The following is a 20,284-nucleotide window of genomic DNA, read 5'->3' as shown; positions in this document are numbered from 1 at the left end:
AATGATACCTATCAATAAGTTTATGCAAAGCAGACAACTTAAGGTTGCAGGATTCACTGGTCGCATATTGCTGCAGCTGGGTATAATTGGTCTGGTCAGTTCCTGTATGCCGTCTGCACATATTGGAAATCAGGAATATCGTATACTGACGCCGAATTTTCAGGACACCTTTGATATTCCGCCTCCCCCGGATGACTCTACAGGGAGAACAATACAGCTTTATTCGACTAACTTTTATACCACACAACCCGAACAGGATAAAAACGGCGTCCCGTTCCGAAATAAAAATGGTGTCCCGATATCGGATAATGTCAGTAAGCGTAACTGGTGCCTGGGTGCTCAGGAAGGCTCCATCAAAACAACATTTCATGGAGAGGAAATCAGGCTCACGCATGCAGGGGCATTTAATCAGGCACCTCCCTATTACATCGACTGTGATGCGGAATATAACACCCATAATCATGATCTTTCTGCGTATGGTAAAAGTTACCATGTCAAAACTGACGCTCCCTTTGGTCTGGGCATTAACAATTATTTTCTGGTTCCGTACCGGACTATGGCTTTACAGAATGGTACTAATTCCCCTTTAAAATTAGAGAAAGGAGACGTTATTTATGTTAAGGCTGCGACTAACAGCATCGTCACAGATCCCTATACAGGTCTGAAGTACAGGCATGACGGATATTTCTTTATCGGAGATGTTGGCGGCAAAGTTAAGGATATCCATGCTGATACGTTTTGTGGTTTCCAGAAAAACTGTCTTTTCCCGTTTACAAGCAGTGATAACGATCATCATTTGATGTTCACAGCCCTGGTAATCACTGACCCGTCAATCATAGAGAAACTGAAAAAAATGCACCTAAAATCCAGCTACAGATAGGGGGATATCCTGTGCTGCAATGTGTTGCTTAGGGTGTAGACTCAGCTTCCGGCTATTACAGAAAACGGAAAGGCCGTGGGCGGCAAAGCTACAAAGGGGAAGGCAACGGTGAACGCCCGGGCGCACACAGTTTCGGTGACATTCTGCGGAGTTTAACCGGCGGCGTCTGGAGCCACCTCCCGCATTTTTACAAAGACTTTACCGTCATCCCTGAATTCAGACTCCTTCATCATTCCGGCCTGCTGTAATTTATCGAGCAGCCGCAGACAGGCATCCCGGTTATTCAGCGAAAGGGTGGCCGTTTTCTGGGTAAATATTTTATACAGCTCTTTCTCGTCCATTATCTTCGTCATTTCTGCAAGGCGGATTCGGTCACGACAGCCCCCGGAAATAATGGATGTCATCAGGCGGGTCCGCATTTCCTCATCAGAAGCCACGTAAAAAGCCGCTCGTTTAACTTCTTCAGATAGATTAATACTTTCTTCATCTACTTCACGATAATAATCTTCATACTGTCGGTACAGTGCCATCTTATTATCCGGTGAAAGGTGGGGGGAATACATTACCCCTCTCAGGATCTTTTCAAAAACTTTCCCGTCATCATGATATTTAAGATAATGATCCGCATCAGACATGAATTCCGTTTGATACGTCACTAACCAGGCCGAAATCGTTTCCGTCATGTCACCGCTGAGGTCTGAAATATTATTCATCACGTGGGTAAAATCGTTGGGGGTCAGGGGGATCTTATCCATTCTCAGCAGCTGGATAATAATCTCGTCGCTGATATTTTCATCGAAGTGAGCCGTGTTGATGTCCACGTTCCGGATGATTTGTTGATAACTTTCTTCGTTCAGAAGCTGATTGCAGATAATTTTCACATAAAGCAGCTCGTACAGCTCGCCGTCTGCGATCCCGGGTCCTGAGAGCGACAGCGCGCCGGCGTGGCGCGACAGGTAACCGGCGAGAATCTGCAGGTTGCACTCTGCGGCGACATACGTCATCAGCTCAGGCCAGGAGGCTTCTATCCGGTCATAACGGTAAAACAGATCGTGGAACGACAGCTGGCGGCCGTTTTCAGCATGACCCGGCGCTTCGGGTATGCCTGAAAGCGTGGCGAGGTAGAAATTCATCTCACTGACGATACGTATTTTCAGCTCATCGCTGAGTGAGTTAATCGCAAGAACCTCAGTAATTGCGGATTCATGTTCTTCTGAAAGCAGAAAGACGTTGCGCGCAAAGTCATCGGCCTGCTCCTCAAAATACGCCCGCGCGGCCAGATTGTGCTTCTGCGCAAGCGTCCACGGCGTCTTCTCACACTCCGTCGCGGTGTATCCGTATTCTCTGAGCTCTGCGGCAAGGGCTACGCCCGTGTTCTCCTGCGTAAGCCGGTAGAGCGCGTTCTCACTGATGAAGCGTAGGCAGGCCAGCTCCCCGTCAGACAGGGGATCGTTAAGCGCCGCATAACAGACCCCCAGGGCAGCAATGTGCTGCATAAACGCGTCAAGGCGCCCGGGCCTGATCAGGTGAACGATACCGGTTCCCAGCGACTCCACAAAGCGCCGGTAAAGGCCGGATTCCTGAGAGCATTCGGGGCCTATCAGCGATACCACTTCAGCCGAAATCCCCCTGAAAGCATCTGAATCACCCGAGACTTCAAGGTGAGCGAGCAGCACGTCCATATATCCGTTTTTATCGAGCGCCCGTTTCAGCAGTGACGTGAAACTCTCAGGAACGGCAAAGCGGTACTCAAGAATGCTCAGCATGGTGAGCACGTGCTCACCTGGCCTGGCGAACAGTGTGGCAAGCATTTCATCCAGCCGCTCGTCGCGGGTTTTCAGCAGATGGGCGACGATTTGATGATGCATCACAGCATCATGATGCAGGAGATGCTGCGCGCTGATTTCCAGGATGACGCCCGGCACATCATCGATGGCCACTTCCGCATTGGCCTGCTCGCCGGAAAGACCGAGAGCGATGTTCTTCACGAACTCATTGTCTGCGGAGGACAGGCCCCCTTTATGGAACACCGATCGCGAACGCATGAAATCCTGGTCGAGATAGCCACGTGACAGCAGGATAAAAAGCGCATCGTAGCCACCGTAGAGCATTTCATTGTGAACGGCCTCCTTCTGCTCTGTACTGAGTAAATCATGCTGGCTGATGTCGCTCATATACTGCCGCGCAACCTCGGTGAACTTCTCTCGTTTCATTGACGTGACCAGACCAGCCAGCGACACCGCATTTCTCCGACGCTTTTCTTCTCTGGCCTCCCTGAGCGCTTTTTCAGCCTTTTTAAAATTCAGTCCGCGTTCTTCACCGATCGTTTTCTTGCGCTGCTGATAGCTTTCAGATATTTCAGCGCGATAGGAATCGGCTAACGCGATAATGTTATTCTGGTTCTGATACTGATAGCCAAGGCTGACCTGTGTCGAGTTATCAAATAAATCCTCAAACGCCTTTTCATCACGGATGAGCTGACGCGTATCTAGCTGCTGAAACGCAGACTGATAATATACCTGGGCGGTTTGTGGCCTGTAAAAATGAACAATGCCCGTAAGGTTCTCAGGTATAAGCGAGTAGATAATGCTTTCCCTGACGTCTTCCGAGTTTCTGGCTTTTTCCCTGCTAATATCATTAAGCACTCCGCTTAATGACAAAATTCTCGCATCAATGTCACCAAAATAGTTTTTATGCAGCTGCAGTGTTCTGTACTGGGAAATAAACCGATAAAGAACGCTGACTTTCCTGTCGATGAGGCTGTAGTCATGAGAAAACATGTTTTTGTAAAAAACCATGGCATAGAGGCTGACTTTTCTTTTGGTGTTGTCCACCACTTCACTGAAAACCAGGTATTCATTGACTATGTTCTGCAGGGAGCGCATATCACTGATATAAGCAGCCGTACTACGCAGGCATTCCTCTCCGCCGGGGATGAGATTTTTCATTTTTTTATTCAGCAGCGGGAAGGCATTTCTGCTGTCCATCACAGGCACAACGGGAATGATAAAATCAAAGAATTTCGTGCGCGCCTCTGCGCCTGAAAAAATGTCATCTCTCACGGCATAGATAAAGCGAAGGGGGTTATCATCTGAAAGATTATTATTAACGATTTTATTAATCTCCCGAAGCTTAACGAATATCTCCGGATTTTTTAATCGATCCAGGTCTTCAAATATGACTAGCCGGTAATTATCAATTTTTGAGAAGAAATAAACGATTTCATCAAGGCAATTATTCAGAAGTGATGACGTTTCAGCGCTGCTGAGGTCCATTTCACCACTCAGCAGGGCCACTTTGTTGAGCTTGATTTTTTTATCGAATATCCCGACCTGTGAGGCACATTCGGTGATGAAATAAAGAGCAGTCAAAACGAAAGCCAGAAGAAAGACGGCTTTCGGATAGGGTATCACGTCAAGAAAACCGAATGCTTCAGCCGGGATCCCCGTGATTTTCATCATTTTTTCGTGATAAATAATCGCCAGAATACCGCCCATTGGAGCGGCCACTTTCAGAACGGCCCAGAAGACGCGTCGGATGTGCGCCCGGTTTCTGTTCAGGATCCGATCGATGCGTGAATCCGGGAGCGCGTCACGGTTTTTTTTGTAGAGTATCTGCTGAAGTATGCTTAATTCGATTTCCTGAGCCTTCGCCGCCTCCCCTTTTTCCTGCATTTCAAAACCAGCAAGGGAGACGTTAATAAACGCCTCAGGTCTGAATTTCTCCATGTAAGACCGGATAATGGTACTCTTTCCTGCACCATAACTTCCTGTTACGGCAATATTTCTGACGTCATTTTTTGACAGGGCAAAATCCATTGCATTGAAATATTCATTTCCTGAGGTTATTTTTGATGGTGTCAGCGCCACATAAGGAGCCTTTAATAATGGCTGCCTCTTAATCAGAGCTTTGACAGTTTTAAATCTTATTATTTTGCAAACTCTGTAAACAAACACCAGAGCCCTTCTTTTAATTTTATCCATGATTAATCCTTTAACTAATGCTGTATGTTACTTATATACGAGCCTCATCTGGCGAGAGTTTTTTTCTTTGGGAGAGAAGCGCAGCGTATCACGCGCCCGGAAAAGGCGAAAGCGTGACTATGGGTTTTTCGTCCCGGAGCGGAGCCGAATGTTTTTGCTCACTTCCTGCACCTGCAACATCTGCGCTCCAGGGGTGTACAGCGTCAGGCTTCAGAACTCCGTCCTGAACGTTCAGCAGCGCTCGCCGCAGACCATGGCTGAGCTTGCTCGCGAATGCTCGAGGAAGCGCAATATCATCTGAACCGGCATTTTCTGCTTATGCGCGGTTTAGTTATTCAACTTATTAACAGGCTTAATTTTTAAGAGCTTTTTACTATTTTTAAGTGTTTTAAGCTTTTTAGCACGGTCTTGGGCTGCACCGTATAAGGCATGGAGGGGAAACGTCATGGGATCCCGAATAAGATCCCGTGGGAAAGGCATCAACAGATTGTGGGATCCGGCACCAGTCGGTAGCCCATAGCCGTCTGACTAATTGAAATAGTCAGCTTACAAAGCATCCTCCCTTAACTGGGCGAATGGGCTTGACGGCCACGCTTTAAACGATGATTTCGGTTGCACCTTATTTACAGCGGGAGGAACGGGGAACTTTGGTGTTCAGGCTGAAGGGGGGTGCGGACGATTTCCTGGACCTTCAGGAGATAATTCATGCACTCATATGAGGATCGTATCCGTGCTGTCGAGCTTTACTTCAGGTATGGCAGAAGGCTGACCGTTGTTGTCAGGGAGTTGGGCTATCCGTCCGTTAAACAGCTTGGCCGGTGGGTTCGGATTTTTGAGGAATACGGAGACTTACCCAGGGAATTAAAACCCAGAAAACGCTATTCGCACGCCCAGAAAGTCGCTGCAGTTGAGCATTACCTCACGCACGGCGGTTGCCTGGCCTATACGCGCCGCGCCATTGGCTTTCCCAGCAACGAAGTACTCAAGAGCTGGATCGAAGAGATTTATCCGGGACGTCAGCCCCTGATTATTCGCTCAAACACCAATAAATGCTTCAGTCAGGAAGAAAGAATTCAGGCTGTCCGCGAGCTCTGCACCCGACGCGGAACGGCACTTAAAGTTGCACAAAAGATAGGTGTCAGCGTTCCGCTCCTGTACAAATGGAAGAAAGACCTGATCGACGATGAGGCCTATAAATCCATGCGGAAACGTAAATCAGCTCCACCGGATAAGCAGCAGGATGCACTGCTCGATGAAGTAAAGCAGCTTAAACAGCAGGTTCATCAGCTACAGCTTGAACGTGACATCCTGACAAAAGCGAATGAACTGATAAAAAAAGACATGGGCATCAGCGTCCTGACCCTGAAGAACAGGGAGAAAACCCAACTCGTTGATGCCCTTAAGGAAAGTTATCCCGTTGCTGAACTGCTCAGTGCTCTGCAGCTTGCACGAAGTTGCTATTTTTATCACAAAGCGAGCCTTCGTCTGCATGACAAGTACGCGGAAATACGCATAACCATAGCTAAGATCTTTGAAGGAAATTACCGCTGCTATGGTTACCGGCGTCTCCACGCGATGCTCCGTCAAAACAACACGCACATCTCAGAAAAGGTTGTCCGCAGGCTGATGGCTGAAGAGCAGCTGATAGTTAAGCGTGCAGGGCGGCGGCGATACAGCGCTTACTGCGGAGAAATCGGCCAGGCACCTGAAAATCTTCTCGCCAGAAACTTTCGCTCCTGCAGGCCAAATGAGAAGTGGCTGACCGATATTACTGAGTTCCAGCTTCCGGCCGGCAAGGTCTACCTGTCGCCAGTCATTGACTGTTTTGATGGCAAAGTCGTGAGCTGGACCATAGGAACACGGCCGGATGCAAAGCTGGTGAATGCCATGCTGGATGATGCGATCGATACGCTCAGAGAACATGAAAGACCGGTGATACATAGCGACAGAGGCAGCCATTACCGGTGGCCGGGATGGCTGGATCGTATCAACACATCGGGTCTTATAAGGTCCATGTCGCGCAAAGGTTGCTCGTCGGATAATGCAGCGTGTGAAGGCTTCTTCGGGCGGGTCAAAAATGAAATGTACCACGGCAGAAACTGGGCGGGCATAATGCTGGAAGATTTTATGTGCTTCCTGGACAGGTACATACGCTGGTATAACGAGAGCCGGATCAAAATATCATTAGGTGCAATGAGTCCGGTAGGTTACCGGCAGCATCTGGGGATCACAACATAACAGTCCAGGAAAACATCCGCATCTCCCCGTACGACATTAGCGTTTTGGATGTTAAAGCTAAGCAGAGATGACCGCTATTTGGCAAACCTGAGATGTCCGGATTAGATGAATTGCAGCCTTTCAAATCACAGTATGATGTGGAATTATTGGCAGATAAATTTGATTATCAGGGAAGCCAACTTTGAGGCATGAACTCTGGGTCGAGCCTGATGGATGCCAGACCTTTTGTCTGAAAGGTGCCCAGGGAAATGCAGCAAGATCATTATTGGATCCTGGTGCAAAACTTATATGGGAAGTGGATGCGGCCAGCCATTATGAAGCAATGACCCTTTATTATAAATATATGGATTGGGGCCAATATATAACGTCTTTTCCTGAACAGGATTGTAAAACTTATTCCGAACTGGGTTGGGAATAAAGCTACTGAACAAGCCTGATTTAAGTATCTTTCCGCCCAAAAATTTCCTCGCTGCGGCTCTGTAAGTCAAATAACGCTTCCAGTAAATCATCCTCATTCACCGCACGTTGCCGCTTTTTAGCTGGATCTTTCTTCGCACTTCTCCGACTTGGCCCGGTTCCGGCCGGAAGGCCCTGAGACCGCGTATTATCACGCTTGTCCTGCATCAGTTTAGCCACGGCCAGCGCGTGTCCAAGCCGCTTGTTGTCAACGATCGCACCCTGGTCAACTTCAGACAGCCGGTCGTAGGCAGAGTAGGGAAGCACCGTGCCGTGACTCCTGAGTTCAACGCGACCATCCGGGTACTGCCAGGCATCCAGATATTTACCCATCGCACGGCGGCTGTCATCGTTATCCTCAAGCAGCAACAGCATTTTATCGTAGCGGACCGTCAGCGCTTTCGAAACCTTGCGCGGTTCGCGCCAGGTAAATATCTGGTTCAGGTTGTCGTCTGCATCGAGCGGGCGGTGCACGTCAAAATCATGCCTCGGAGCCTTCGCGAAACGCCGGTTGTAATCCGCCATAAACTCAGCGGCAAAGGCGTTAGCAGCATCGGGCGTACTGATATCATGCAGTCTGAGTTCCTTAACCAGCCGGTCCTGCAACGTGAGATGCGCACGCTCCACACGACCCTTGGCAGAGCTGGTGTTGGCACAGATGCCGGTGATGTTCAGCTCGTTCATCGCGCGACCGAACTGCGTCTGACCGTCGCCGCCAGCCGCATTTTTATTGTTGATGCGGAACACGCTGGCCTTGTCGCTGTAAAACGCCAGCGGCTTGCCGTGCTGCTCCAGGTAGCCGCGCGTGGCTTCGAAGTAGGTGAAAGTGGACTCGGAGCGGACGAAATGAAGCTGCATCAGGCGACTGGTCGCGTCATCCACATAAACCAGCAGCGTGCAGGCCGGGCCGCGTTCCTCGAACCAGCGGTGATCGCAGCCGTCGATCTGTATCAGCTCGCCGACACAGGCGCGCCGATAGCGGGGTTGCTGAATTTTTGGGGCGCGATGCCTGCGCGGGATCCAGAGTCCTGACTGCATCATCAGCTTGCGTACGGTCTCTTTAGACAGCATCACGCCGTGCAGCTCGGCCAGCTTCTCGCAGGCCAGCGTCGGGCCAAAATCAGCGTAGCGCTCGCGGATGACCTGAACCGCACGTTCAGCAAGGCCAGCAGGCAGCTGATAGTTGCTGGGCTTACCGCGCCGACGATCAGCCATGCCCAGCGGACCGTCTGAACGATAGCGCTGAAGCAGGCGACGACAATGCCTGTCGGAAATACCGAGATGCTCAGCAGCGAGATGGGTTGTCAGCCGCCGGTCGACGACGTCCTGAATAACTTTAAGCCGGCTAACTTCGTTCATCGTGAAAAACTCCGCACCAGAAGCCGTCATATCAGGATCCTCAGCAGGTAGCCCGAAGCGGCCAGGTAAGCTTAGCTCAGAACGGCCAGATCAGCTTTGCTTCCATAATATAAGTACGCAAAATACTTATTATGTTAAATAATGTATCTGAAAACATCCTTGATGCTCTACAGCATTCTCAGGTGCATTCATAAACATTCCCCCGTAACTTCCCCCCTCACCACTTTTTGAAGCGGAGCATTCTTCGAAATATTTATTATCTTATCCGTAAGCAATCCCGCCATTTCTTTAGAGCGGCGGCGATATGATTAGCCAGCTAACTTAACTTCACCAGCCCAATCGTTTTCTCAATCACTATTAAAATTAGCACTGCGAAGATAATGAAAATCACCGAAATAGCATTCACCGTTGGGTCGAACGTCTGATCGACATAGTTAAAAACCCGAACTGGTACGGTGATGGTGTCTGGTGCGCTGAGAAACAGACTCACTGATACTTCACCAAACGAGGTCACCGCTGCAAATACAGCACCGGCTAGAATGCCGGGCTTAATCAGCGGCAGCGTGACATGGCGAAACGTATACCAGCGCCCCGCGCCCAAACTCATCGACACCGCTTCAAGCCGCTTATCCATCGCCGCTAGACTCACGCTAACGGTGCGCACTACATACGGCAGCGCCACCACGATATGTCCTATCACCAGCCCGCTGATCATTCCGGCTATACCTGCCGCCGTCAGCACATAGAGTAGCGCAATGCCCAGCACCACTTGCGGGATCATCAGCGGCGACAGGATAAAAGCCTGCAATGCCTCGCGATAGCGAAACTCTAGCCGCGCCAGCGACCAGGCGGCAAAAGTGCCGAGCACTACGGTGACCGGCGTGACAACCACCAGCAGCAATGCGCTAATCCACAAGGATGCTACCCAGCCGTCATCCTGCAACAGCGCGCTAAACCAGCGTAGCGAAAATCCCTGCGGCGGGAACTGCGGATAAGGTTCCGGGCTAAACGCCGACAGCACAATCACCAACACCGGTAGCGCCAAAAAGGCGTAGATGACCATGCCCGCCAGCGTCACGCCAAACTGCGTCAGCCGTTGTGACAAGCTTTGCGTATTATCCATGGTTTTTCTTCTCCCAGCGTTTCAGAAACGCACCCGCAATGCCGGCGACAATCAAGGTCATCACCAGCAAAGTCAATGACAGCGCCGCTGCCAGCGGTAGGTTGGCGATCTGCATCGCTTGCTGATAAATGGCAATCGGCAGTAGCGGCTGTAAGCGCCCACCAATTAGCAACGGCGTGATGTAGCTCCCCGCAGCAAGGGAGAAAACGATGATGAAACCGGTCAGCATGCCTGGCAGCGTCAAAGGCAACACCACGCGGCGAAAGGTCATCGCTGGCGTCGCACCAAGACTCATCGCCGCCAACCGCAGCGAAGGCGCGATTTCGTTCAGTGAAGTTATCAACGGCAGCACAGCAAATGGCAGCATCACTTGCACATAGGCGATGATCACCGCATTCATGTTCCATAACAGGCTGAGCGGTTGAGGAATTAAGCCGGTAAACAACAGGAAGCCATTGATTAAACCGTTCTGCGCCAGCAACACAATCCACGCGAAGGTGCGGATCACCACGCTGGTGAGCAACGGAGAAATCAGAATGACATACAGCAGCGTGCGCCAGCCGCGTCGCTGCGTCGTCACCAGCAACCACGCCGCTGGCCACGCCATTAGCACGGTAATTGCGGCGGTAAGCAGCGAGACCCACAACGTGGTCCAGAGCGCGTGCAGATACTGCGGATCGGCAAACACCGTTACATATTGCGCCAGGCTGTAACCCGGCAACGGATTGAGCAGGCTATCGACGTTAGTCAGGCTTTGGTCGAATAACAAGAGCAGCGGCACCAGCAAAAACAGCAGCAGAAACAGTAACGATGGCGTCAGCAGCAGCCAGGGAAACAGATTGCGCGTTGCGATCTTCATCAGGCTCTTTCCTGCGCGGGCAGCACAATGACATCCGCAGCTTGCCAGTACAAATAACAGCGATCACCCGGCGCGGGAAGCTGTGAAAAATGCGCTTCTGCGGGCTGAACGCGGATCTCGCCGCCGCCCGGCAGCAGACACAACAGGCGCAAGGTTGCACCGGCAAAACTCACCTCTTTCACGTTGGCAACGCTGCCGTTGCTGGCTAATTGCTGCGGCTCGGTGGAGAACTGCACGCGCTCCGGCCGCACAATCAGCAACGATGAGACGGTTGCCGGTTGCGTGGCGGCCAGTTGCAGCCCTGCACCGGCGGCAACAAAGTGATCGCGCGCATGATAAAGCCCATTCTGCGCGGTGACATGGAACAGATTTGCCTGTCCAACAAACTCAGCGACAAAGCGATTCGACGGTTGGCGATACAGTGCGGCTGGCGAGCCAATCTGCTGCAGTTCGCCTTGCCCGAGAATGCCGATGCGATCCGACAGTGTGAGCGCCTCTTCCTGATCGTGCGTCACCAGAATTGTGGTGATGCCGACGCGCTGCTGCAACGCGCGCAGTTCGTCTTGCATCTCCTTGCGCAGGCGCGCATCGAGGTTCGACAGCGGTTCATCCAGCAACAGCACCTGAGGTTGAATCGCCAGCGCGCGCGCAATCGCCACGCGTTGCTGTTGACCGCCCGAAAGCTGATGCGGCATGCGCTGCGCCAATCCGTCCAGTCGCACCTGCTTCAGCGCTTCAGTGACACGGCGCTGCTGTTCGCCCCGTGACACTTTGCGCACCTTCAGTCCGAATGCGACGTTATCGCCCACGCTCAAATGAGGAAACAGCGCGTAGTTCTGGAACACCATGCCGATGTGGCGCTGATAAGGCGGTAGCGCAGTGACATCCTTGCCACCTATCAACACGCGTCCGTTATTCGGCGACAAAAATCCAGCGATGATATTCAGCAAAGTGGTTTTGCCGCAGCCGCTCGGCCCGAGCAGGGAGAAAAACTCGCCCTGCTCGATGGTGATGCTGACGTCATTCAGGGCGCGGTGGTTATCAAACTGCCGCGCTACGCCGTCAATGACGACTGAACTCATTTCGCACCACCCAGCGCCTGGCTCCACCGACGCGTCCAGTCCGCCAACTGCGGCGTGGCGGTGCTGTAGTCAATCCAGATCAGTTTGCTGTATGCCTCTTCGCCTACTTTCACTTGTTTCTTAAGGTTGTCGCTGTACTGCACGTCCTTGTTAGTCATGCCATACAGTGATTTATCCGAGAAGGCTTTCTGCACTTCGGGTGCAGACATGGCGTTAACGACTTTATAGGCGTTGGCGAGATTTGGCGCGCCTTTAGGAATCACCCAGTTCGCTGCACCCACAACAGGGCCGTCGGACGGATAAACGAAATCAACTTTCATGCCTTGCTGCTTCAGCGCAAACACGCGGCCATCCCAATACGGCACTACCCACGCATCGCCTCGCTCCAACAGGGTTTGAATCGCGCCCGGGCTGTCCGGGAAAGCTACCGCGTTGCCGCGCAGTTCTGCCAGTTTGGTGAAGGCTTTATCGACCGCAGCGGGTTGATTGAGCTCGCCGCCTAACGCGTGGACCAGGCCTGCGAAGAACTGCAAACCGGCAGCGTAGGTCGGCGATGAAATCGCCACGTGGCCTTTGTATTCTGGGTTCCACAAGTCGAGCCAGCTTTTCGGCGGGGTTTTCACCAAATCGCTGCGATAAGCGAGGCCGAGCTGGCCGAGGCTGAACGCGGCGGCGTAGGTTTGATTGTCATAAACAAAGCGCGACTGCACGCTTTTATACAAATTGTTCAGGTTGGGGATATCTTTATCATTAAGAGGCTGCAGCAAACCTGCTGCCTGCGCGCGCTGCACGGTATCGGGCTGGAACACCACCACGTCATACGGCGAACGGCGACCTTTGGCGGCACGTAATTTGGCGAACCATTCGGCATCCGCGCCTGGCACTACGGTCAGCTTGAGGTGATTATCCTTAGCAAACTGCTCCAGACCGGATGCGCGGATATTTTTCTCCCAGTCACCGCCGTAAACCCCGACGATCACCGAGTCCGAAGTTTCAGCTGCGCTTGCCGCACCACTAATCAGTATGCCCATCAGCGTGAGCAGGACTTTCTTGTTATTTAATAGGCGCATGAACCTCTCCAGGTATTGATGTTAGTGACGCTGAAAATTCACTTTCCAGCGCGCGCAGCGCATCGGCAAACGCCTGGCGTGCAGGCGCGGTATCTGGATAAGTTGAACGGGGAAAATCTGCCGGTAACTGCGATAACGCGGCGGCAAATACCGCTGAACGATATCGCTGGCGTTCAGCCGGACTGAGTGAATAAAGCAGCTGATTGAGACGCGTCAGCAGATCGCTATCAAACAGCGCCTGCCAGTTCTTGCGCGCCTCACCGAATGAAGATGACACCGCTCGCGGCTCGCTGCGCAAGGCGGCGGTGGCCGCCGCATCAATGCCCTTATCGGTAAACACTACGCCATAGTGCTGCGCCGCATGTGCGTGGCTCAGCAAATGGTTATCGACATCACGCTGCACCGCCAGCGGATCGCGCTTGAAGGGATCGCCCCAACCGCCACCACCAGGTGTTTGCAGCAGCACTTCATCACCGGCGTTGACGCTCAGTAGATCGATCTTGCCGAGTGATTCACCGCCAGAGACATCAGGATTGAGCGTCAGCGTGGTGGATTGACCCGGCTGGCCGCCCTGCACGCCCCACGGCTGAAACAGCATGCGCTCCATGCCACGCGCCAGCAGCGTGCTGTCATTCTGCAGAATGCGCACACGGATCTGCTGACCCATGCCGCCTCGCCACTCTCCTGCACCAGCAGAATCCGGTCGCAGCGCGTACTGGCGGATTTCGATATGGGTTTCCGCTTCCACCATTTCCACCGGATTATTGGCCAGATTTGAGATGCTGTTGTCGCGCCCATCAATGCCGTCGCGCCCAAAGCGCGCCCCGCCGCCACCGACCATCGGTTCAATCACCTGCACGTTCTGTTCGCGGCCATTGCGCGCAACTTCGGCAATCACCAGCGGAATGATAGTGCCACCGCTGGCGGCGGGCATGACGTCAGGCAAAGGCTGAGCCAGCAAGCCGTTCAGCAGATCGTTGACACGAACCGCTGCTGCATGACGTACGCCAACCGCTGCAGGATAATGCGGATTGACCAGCGAGCCAGCGGGCGCAAACAGGGTCACCGGCGCGAGTAAACCGGCATTTAGCGGCACGCCTTTATCCAGCGTGCAGACCAGCGCCAGCATGCGCAGCGTCAGCCACGCATGTGGATCGCCGTGGCTGGGAATATTGATTGCTGCGGCTACCTGCGCATCGCTACCGGTGAAGTCAAGATGTACGCTGCCATCGTTGAAGGTGGCGGTGATGACGAGCCTCACCGGCAAGCCGCTGCCTGCGGCGTCATCAAGGTAATCTTCAAACTGATAAATGCCGTCGGGAATGCGGCGCAACACCTGGCGCGCGCGTCTGGCCGAGTAAGCCTGCAAATCCTGCTGCGCCTGAACCACGTTCTGTACACCATGCTGCGCCACGATGCGATTGAGGCGATCGCGACCGGCATTCAGCGCGGCCAGCATCGCCTGAATATCGCCGCTAATCGCATCCGGCGTGCGGCTGTTGGCGGTAAGAATATTCATCACATCGCGATTGAGTTCACCCGCGCGCAGCAGCTTAACCGGTGGAATTTGCAGCCCTTCCTGATAGATATCGCTATTGGTCGGCGAGATGCTGCTTGGCACGCGCCCGCCAACGTCGGAGGCGTGTAAGAAAGCCCAGCCCCACGCCACCAATTCGCCGTCGATGAACCATGGCGCCAGCACCTGCAAATCCGGCAGATGCGTCGCCAGCCCGCGCGAGCGCCAGGGATCGTTAGTCAGAATGACGTCGCCGGGCGCCACCTCGCCGACCGCCTGAATCGCGGTTAGCGCATTCAACCCAACAAAACCCGAGACGCCAATGCCTTTCGGATAGGCAAAGAAGCGTCCCTGTAAATCGGCCACCGCGCAGCAAAAATCGGCGGTTTCCTTCACGTACAGCGTGCGTCCGGTGCGCTGCAGGATGTGGCACATCTCTTCGGTAAGGGCCGTGAGTTTTTGATTGAGAATTTCAAGGGTGATGGCATCCAGTTTCATGATGCGTCTCCCGTTAGACGTGCGATTAGCAGGTTGCCGCTGACATCGGCGTGCGCCGACCAGCCAGGCAAAATCAGCGTGGTGGTATCCTCTTGTTCAATCACCGCCGGGCCGTCGATGTGGATCTGCTCGTCGATGTTGATGCGCTGCCAGATACGCGCATTCACCCAAGTTCCTCGCAGATAAAGTGGGCGCGAACGTGACTCATCAAGCTTAGTTATGGCGTTAATGGGTGTATCCGTCGGACGTGGCAGCGCGGCATTCAGGGACAGGCGCAGCGTGGTGAGTTCAATGGCCGCATCGGGCGTGTTGAAGCCATAACGCTGCTGATGAAGTTGTTGAAAACGTTCCAGCAAAAGTGGATGCGTGATGCTGACCGGTCTGCCGAGACTGACGCTGAGTTCGTACGCTTGCCCGGCATAACGCATATCCGCTTCTACCCGGTAATGGGCGCGATCGCTGAGGCGGCTGGCCTGTTCGGCAAACCACATCTGTGCCAGCTGATCCAGTTCCGCAACGGTAGCGGCGATTTTGCCGTAGCTTTCAGGCGTGACGTTAAGGCGCAGGCTGCGCACAAAGTCGCGGCGGATGTCGGCGCTGATCGCGCCCTCTGCGCAGAAAGTCCCGGGACGCAACGGCACCAGAATGCAATTGATCCCCGCTTCTTCAGCGAAGAAGTTGGCGTGCGTAGGTCCCGCGCCGCCAAAGGGAATCAGCGTCAAGCCATCGGCGGTAAGTCCGCGCTGCGCCAGTGCTTTGTTCAGTTCAGTTGCCATTTGCGCCGTTGCTACTGCAATAGCGCCGTTCGCCACCTGTTCGGCATCCAGACCCAAGGGTTTACCCAACGCGCTCAGTGCGCGATGCGCTGCATCATGATCCAGCGTGATGGTGCCTGCCAGCGCTGCGTCAGCGGATAAGATGCCGCTCACCAGGTAGCAATCGGTAAGCGTGGGCTGCGTGCCGCCACGTTGGTAAGCAACCGGGCCCGGATCGGCGCCCGCGCTTGCTGGCCCGACTTTGAGAATGCCGAAATCATCAATATGCACGATGGAGCCGCCGCCGGCACCAATTGCCGAGACGCCCACTACCGGCAGAATCAGCGGCAGGCCGCCAATCTCAGTGCGGTTGACTCGTTCGATTTCGCCCTGTTCCGACAGGGAGATATCGCTGCTGGTTCCGCCCATATCGAAGGAGAAAAAGCCTGTACCGGATGCCAGATGTGCCGCAGCCATCACGCCCGATGCCGGCCCGGAGAGCAAGGTGTCCACTGGCCGCTGTTGCGCAGCGTCCAGCGGTAGCACACCGCCATTGGAGGCGGTGATCAGTAAGGGAACGTCAATTGCCTGCTGCGCCAGCAAATCGCTTAGCCGGTTAAAGTAGCGCTGCATCAGCGGCTGAATATAGGCATTCAACCCGGCCACTAGTGTGCGTTCATATTCACGAATCTCCGGCCACAGCTGCGCCGAAGAGAGCACCGGCAAATCGCCTAATTTTGCCGCCAGTGTGCTTGCCAGTTCCGCTTCGCGCGATGGATTGGCATACCCGTTGATGGTAACCAAAGCCACCGCGCTGACGTTGAGTTGCAAAACCTCGGACGCCACCGTTGCCAGCTCAGCATCAGTAGGCCACTGCGTCACGTCTCCGGTGGGGCTAAAGCGCGCCGGGATCTCCAGCACGCGCTGACGCGGTAAAAAAGGCGGTTCGCGGTCAGCATGAAAATCAAAAGAGGACGGCATACGTGCACGCGCGATTTCCAACACATCGCGAAAACCTGTGCTGATAACCAGCGCAATGTCGGCGCCGCGTCGCTGAATAATGGCGTTGAGGCCCAACGTGGTACCGTGCAACACCAGTGATAACGCGCTGGCGGGCAGACCGCTTTTCAGCAGCACGGCGCGCAGCCCGTCACTCACCGCCAGCGCGGGATCGGCGGGCGTGCTGGGCTGTTTATGAAAAAAGCGTTGCTGGCGTTGCGGATCAAATAAAACAAAGTCGGTAAAGGTTCCACCGACATCCACGCCGACTGTTGCTCCGGCTGCGCGGCTGTTATCCACCTTAATTCTCCTGCATTACTGGTGACTTAGCGTAATAAGGAGTTAATCTCCGTTGCTTTGCCGTGCAATACGAGCAACAAAAATGACTAAGCTTTGCTGGAATGCGCATGAAGCTGCGCTTAGCTGTGTGATAGCAATGGTTCGCGCAAATGCGTCTAAGCCAACGCGGTGGAATGTTTTATGTTGTGCATAAATTGAAGGAGAACCTTTATGTCCGCGTTGTTATCACCTCAGGAAAGCGCGCTGTTGCCGCAGATTCAGCAATGGATCGCGGATCACCGTGCCGCATTAACCGATGATTTGGCCCAATGGATTGCGATTCCCAGCATAAGCCGCGTCGATCGTGCAGCGCCAGGCGCGCCCTTTGGCACTGAGTGCGCGCAAATTTTGCAGCAGGTGTTAGAGCAGGCTGAGCAGGCAGGTTTCAAAACCGAGCAGCACCAAGGTTATGCCGGTTCGGTGATTTATGGCGATCACGCACGCGATATCGGGCTAATTAACCATCTGGATGTCGTGCCAGCGGGCGATAACTGGACCTTCCCGCCTTTTGCGCTAACGCGGCACGGTGATTTTGTCATTGGGCGCGGCGTCGCCGATAACAAAGGGCCCGGCGTACTGAATTTCTATTTGTTAAAGCTGATTCGCGATCTCAACATCCCACTGCATCACAATCTGCGCATCGTTTATGGTCTGGCTGAAGAAACCAACATGGCCGATATGGCGTGGTTCGCAGAGCATGGCCCGGTACCCGAATATTCGATCGTCACCGATGGCATGTTCCCGGTAAACAATGCGCAAAAAGGGCAACTCAGTTTTACTCTGAATGTCTCGGAGTCTGGTGTGCTGGCGGATATTGTTGCCGGATCGGCCAGTAATAGCGTGCCAGATTTCGCCAGCGTGCGGATTGCCAAGGGTAATGGGCATGCCGTCAGTGAAAAGCTGGCGCTGCTAGAGGGAATTACCGCACCCGCTGTGTCCATCAAACCTGAAAATGGCGGCGCTTTCACGCTGGAAGCGCGCGGCAACGGTGGGCATGCCGCCTTCCCAGACGGCACGCTGAATGCTACGCAAGTGCTGCTCGCGGCGTTGATCGAGTTGGAATTATTGGGCGCTCACGAACGTCAACTGGCAGAAACGCTGGTGCAGCTGTTTGCTTCACCGTATGGCGAGAGTGCCGGGTTGGCACTGGAAGATGCGGAATCCGGCAAACTGACGCTGAACGCGGGCCTGTGGTACACCCAGTACGCCGAAACGCTGAGTATTGATTGCGATATCCGTTATCCTGTTTCGTGGCGTGGAGAGCAGATCGTCGAAATGTTGCAGCAGCAGTTAGCCGGCACCACCATTACGCTTGATCCCGATTGGCGCGATGTAGCACCGTTCTTCCTGCCGACATCTCACCCGGTGATTTCTCTGCTGCAGCAAGTGTGGAATGACACCACCGGAAATGACGATCGTCCTTATGCGATGGGCGGTGTAACGCATTCGAAGAGGCTACCGAACGCCATCACCTTTGGTCCTGGCTACCGGAAAACTGCGGCAAACACGCCAGACTTTTTACCCGAGGGCCACGGATTGCCACACGGTGCTGACGAGACTATCCATTTGCCATCGCTACTGGACGCGTTGCCGAAATATGTGATCGCGTTGATAAGGCTAGATAGTTATCTGGTTACCAACGCTCACTGAGCGCTACCGCATTCCCCTATATTTCCGGTACAGACCCTTATCTGACTAAAGAATCTGGTATGGGTAAAATGAAAATAATACCTGATTGAAAGTCAGCATAACATGGATGTGAACTTAACACTAAGCGTCTAAATACAGTTGCATGGTATGGCACTCCCCTCAAAAAAATGGATCCTGGAATATAATTAATGAGATGGATATGGGAATGAGTAAAAACGTTTTGTTCGATCTTGATGGTACACTCGTCGATTCTCTTCCTGGGATACAATCAAGTATTCTTTATGCGATAAATAACAGAGGGTATGAGATTGACGAAAATTCCGATATTAAATCTCACATTGGTCCCCCCATGCAAGAAATTTTCTCTGGATTTTTACCGAAGCTTGATGATGAGTTAATCGATGAAGTTGTCGCAATCTACAGGGAAGACTACCAAGAAAGGGGGTTATTAAAAACAACACTTTTCGATGATATATTGCCTGTTCTTTCTGGATTACATGAGAGTGGATATAAGCTTTACATAGCCACATCAAAACGGCAACAATTCGCAGAGGATATAATCAGGAATCTAAATATTTCAGAGTATTTTGAAGCGATTTATGGCACGCCGTCGGATGGTGCTTTGGATAACAAAGCAGATCTTCTAAGGTATATTTAGCGCCATGGAAGACTGTCACAGCGGCATACTGTTTTCATTGGAGACAGAAAAGAAGATGTCATCGCAGCGTCAATCAATAAAATAGCATCAATTGGCGTGAAGTGGGGATATGCTAATCTTAATGAGCTTGAAGGATCCGGTGCTAATTATATCTGTGAGCAGCCGAATACACTTCAGAGTATGATTGATTATGTATTTAAAGAGTGTCCTGAAGACTAAGCATTGATGGTGAAATTTTCACCAAAATTATCGTTATACCAGGCAATTAACCAAGAGATGACCAAACTTCTTTAACCACTGAAAAACCCTGCTATTGGCCCGCAGAGATAGTTCAACGATGAACTATCTCTGCGTAATTACAGGATGCAAGCCTGAGAAACGGCGAAGCTGTCTTCAAACATTCTAAAGCGCGTAATTAGCCCATCCTTGACGATGAAGTCAAAAATGAAATCAGTCTCAATCAGTTTGCCGGTCTTAATGACACGTGAACTGAGCCTTCCGGGCACTAACACGCGGTCGCCCTGAATGAAAAAGTCGTCAAGAGAAAAATCTTCGGATTTAATCTGCTCACGAATCTGTGAATAGAACTGCGCAGCGCCTGCCTGGCCCTCTTTTCTACCAATCCACGGGACGTTTTCAGTATCACCGGCAATAAACCAATCAATGTCAGCACTCACCAGCTTCCCGATTTCCGACGTGTCCTGCGCGGTGGCCGCCACATTGAAAAAGGCTTTGATCACTGCCTCGTTGCTAATGTCGGACATTACTTTTCTCCTGAAGGTTAATTAGACAGGCCCACGCATCTTATCAATGCTGAAC

General features: G+C 52.7%; 14 protein-coding genes. 5 read left to right on the top strand and 9 right to left on the bottom strand.

Features of this window, described 5'->3' with window-relative positions:
- Position 1 precedes the first annotated feature (1 nt).
- Positions 2-880: a hypothetical protein gene (locus LBW88_RS24390; protein ID WP_224935216.1), complete on the top strand. Its 879-nt coding sequence runs from the start codon at positions 2-4 to the stop codon at positions 878-880.
- A 152-nt stretch (positions 881-1,032) separates the two neighbouring features.
- Here LBW88_RS24390 and LBW88_RS24385 read toward each other — a convergent pair whose 3' ends face one another.
- Positions 1,033-4,863, bottom strand: a complete 3,831-nt coding sequence (locus LBW88_RS24385; RefSeq protein WP_224935214.1) for a hypothetical protein — start codon at positions 4,861-4,863, stop codon at positions 1,033-1,035.
- 705 nt (positions 4,864-5,568) lie between these two features.
- On the opposite strand from LBW88_RS24385, the gene LBW88_RS24380 reads away from it, so the two are divergent.
- The gene (locus LBW88_RS24380) at positions 5,569-7,101 is read left to right on the top strand and encodes an IS3 family transposase (RefSeq protein WP_224935212.1); all 1,533 of its coding nucleotides are present in this window, start codon (positions 5,569-5,571) and stop codon (positions 7,099-7,101) included.
- Positions 7,102-7,539: 438 nt separating this feature from the next.
- Here the strand turns inward: LBW88_RS24380 and LBW88_RS24375 are convergent, their stop codons facing one another.
- The 7 genes from LBW88_RS24375 to LBW88_RS24345 all read right to left on the bottom strand — a co-directional run bounded on the left by LBW88_RS24375 (position 7,540) and on the right by LBW88_RS24345 (position 17,118).
- Positions 7,540-8,946 carry an ISNCY family transposase gene (locus LBW88_RS24375; protein WP_224935209.1) on the bottom strand — a complete coding sequence of 469 codons (1,407 nt, stop codon included), beginning with the start codon at positions 8,944-8,946 and terminating at the stop codon, positions 7,540-7,542.
- 286 nt (positions 8,947-9,232) lie between these two features.
- The gene (locus LBW88_RS24370; protein ID WP_224935206.1) at positions 9,233-10,039 is read right to left on the bottom strand and encodes an ABC transporter permease; all 807 of its coding nucleotides are present in this window, start codon (positions 10,037-10,039) and stop codon (positions 9,233-9,235) included.
- Positions 10,032-10,898, bottom strand: coding sequence for an ABC transporter permease (locus tag LBW88_RS24365; RefSeq protein ID WP_224935204.1), 867 nt, complete (start codon positions 10,896-10,898; stop codon positions 10,032-10,034). The genes LBW88_RS24370 and LBW88_RS24365 overlap by 8 nt, the downstream gene beginning before the upstream one ends.
- On the bottom strand, positions 10,898-11,980 hold the full coding sequence (locus LBW88_RS24360) for an ABC transporter ATP-binding protein (protein WP_224935201.1): 1,083 nt from the start codon (positions 11,978-11,980) through the stop codon (positions 10,898-10,900). Before LBW88_RS24360 ends, LBW88_RS24365 begins: the two co-directional genes overlap by 1 nt.
- Positions 11,977-13,050, bottom strand: a complete 1,074-nt coding sequence (locus LBW88_RS24355; RefSeq protein WP_224935198.1) for an ABC transporter substrate-binding protein — start codon at positions 13,048-13,050, stop codon at positions 11,977-11,979. Before LBW88_RS24355 ends, LBW88_RS24360 begins: the two co-directional genes overlap by 4 nt.
- The gene (locus tag LBW88_RS24350) at positions 13,034-15,064 is read right to left on the bottom strand and encodes a hydantoinase B/oxoprolinase family protein (protein ID WP_224935195.1); all 2,031 of its coding nucleotides are present in this window, start codon (positions 15,062-15,064) and stop codon (positions 13,034-13,036) included. The genes LBW88_RS24355 and LBW88_RS24350 overlap by 17 nt, the downstream gene beginning before the upstream one ends.
- The gene (locus LBW88_RS24345; RefSeq protein ID WP_224935193.1) at positions 15,061-17,118 is read right to left on the bottom strand and encodes a hydantoinase/oxoprolinase family protein; all 2,058 of its coding nucleotides are present in this window, start codon (positions 17,116-17,118) and stop codon (positions 15,061-15,063) included. Before LBW88_RS24345 ends, LBW88_RS24350 begins: the two co-directional genes overlap by 4 nt.
- Positions 17,119-17,328: 210 nt before the next feature.
- On the opposite strand from LBW88_RS24345, the gene LBW88_RS24340 reads away from it, so the two are divergent.
- From LBW88_RS24340 to LBW88_RS26675, 3 genes are all read left to right on the top strand, one after another.
- Entirely contained in the window at positions 17,329-18,807 is a 1,479-nt protein-coding gene (locus tag LBW88_RS24340) for a Sapep family Mn(2+)-dependent dipeptidase (protein ID WP_224935192.1), read from the top strand.
- Positions 18,808-19,012: 205 nt separating this feature from the next.
- Positions 19,013-19,465 (top strand): HAD hydrolase-like protein, encoded by a 453-nt coding sequence (locus LBW88_RS24335; protein WP_224935190.1) that lies wholly within the window; start codon positions 19,013-19,015, stop codon positions 19,463-19,465.
- Between the two features lie 12 nt (positions 19,466-19,477).
- The gene (locus LBW88_RS26675) at positions 19,478-19,684 is read left to right on the top strand and encodes an HAD hydrolase-like protein (protein WP_224935309.1); all 207 of its coding nucleotides are present in this window, start codon (positions 19,478-19,480) and stop codon (positions 19,682-19,684) included.
- Positions 19,685-19,821: 137 nt separating this feature from the next.
- On the opposite strand, the gene LBW88_RS24325 is transcribed toward LBW88_RS26675, so the two are convergent.
- Positions 19,822-20,229 (bottom strand): nuclear transport factor 2 family protein, encoded by a 408-nt coding sequence (locus LBW88_RS24325; protein ID WP_224935188.1) that lies wholly within the window; start codon positions 20,227-20,229, stop codon positions 19,822-19,824.
- Positions 20,230-20,284: the final 55 nt, after the last annotated feature.

It is taken from the genome of Pantoea sp. alder81 (assembly GCF_020179835.1).
GTDB lineage: Bacteria > Pseudomonadota > Gammaproteobacteria > Enterobacterales > Enterobacteriaceae > Pantoea.
Note: the sequence above shows the minus strand (reverse complement) of the source record. Positions and strands in the feature narration are given on the sequence as shown.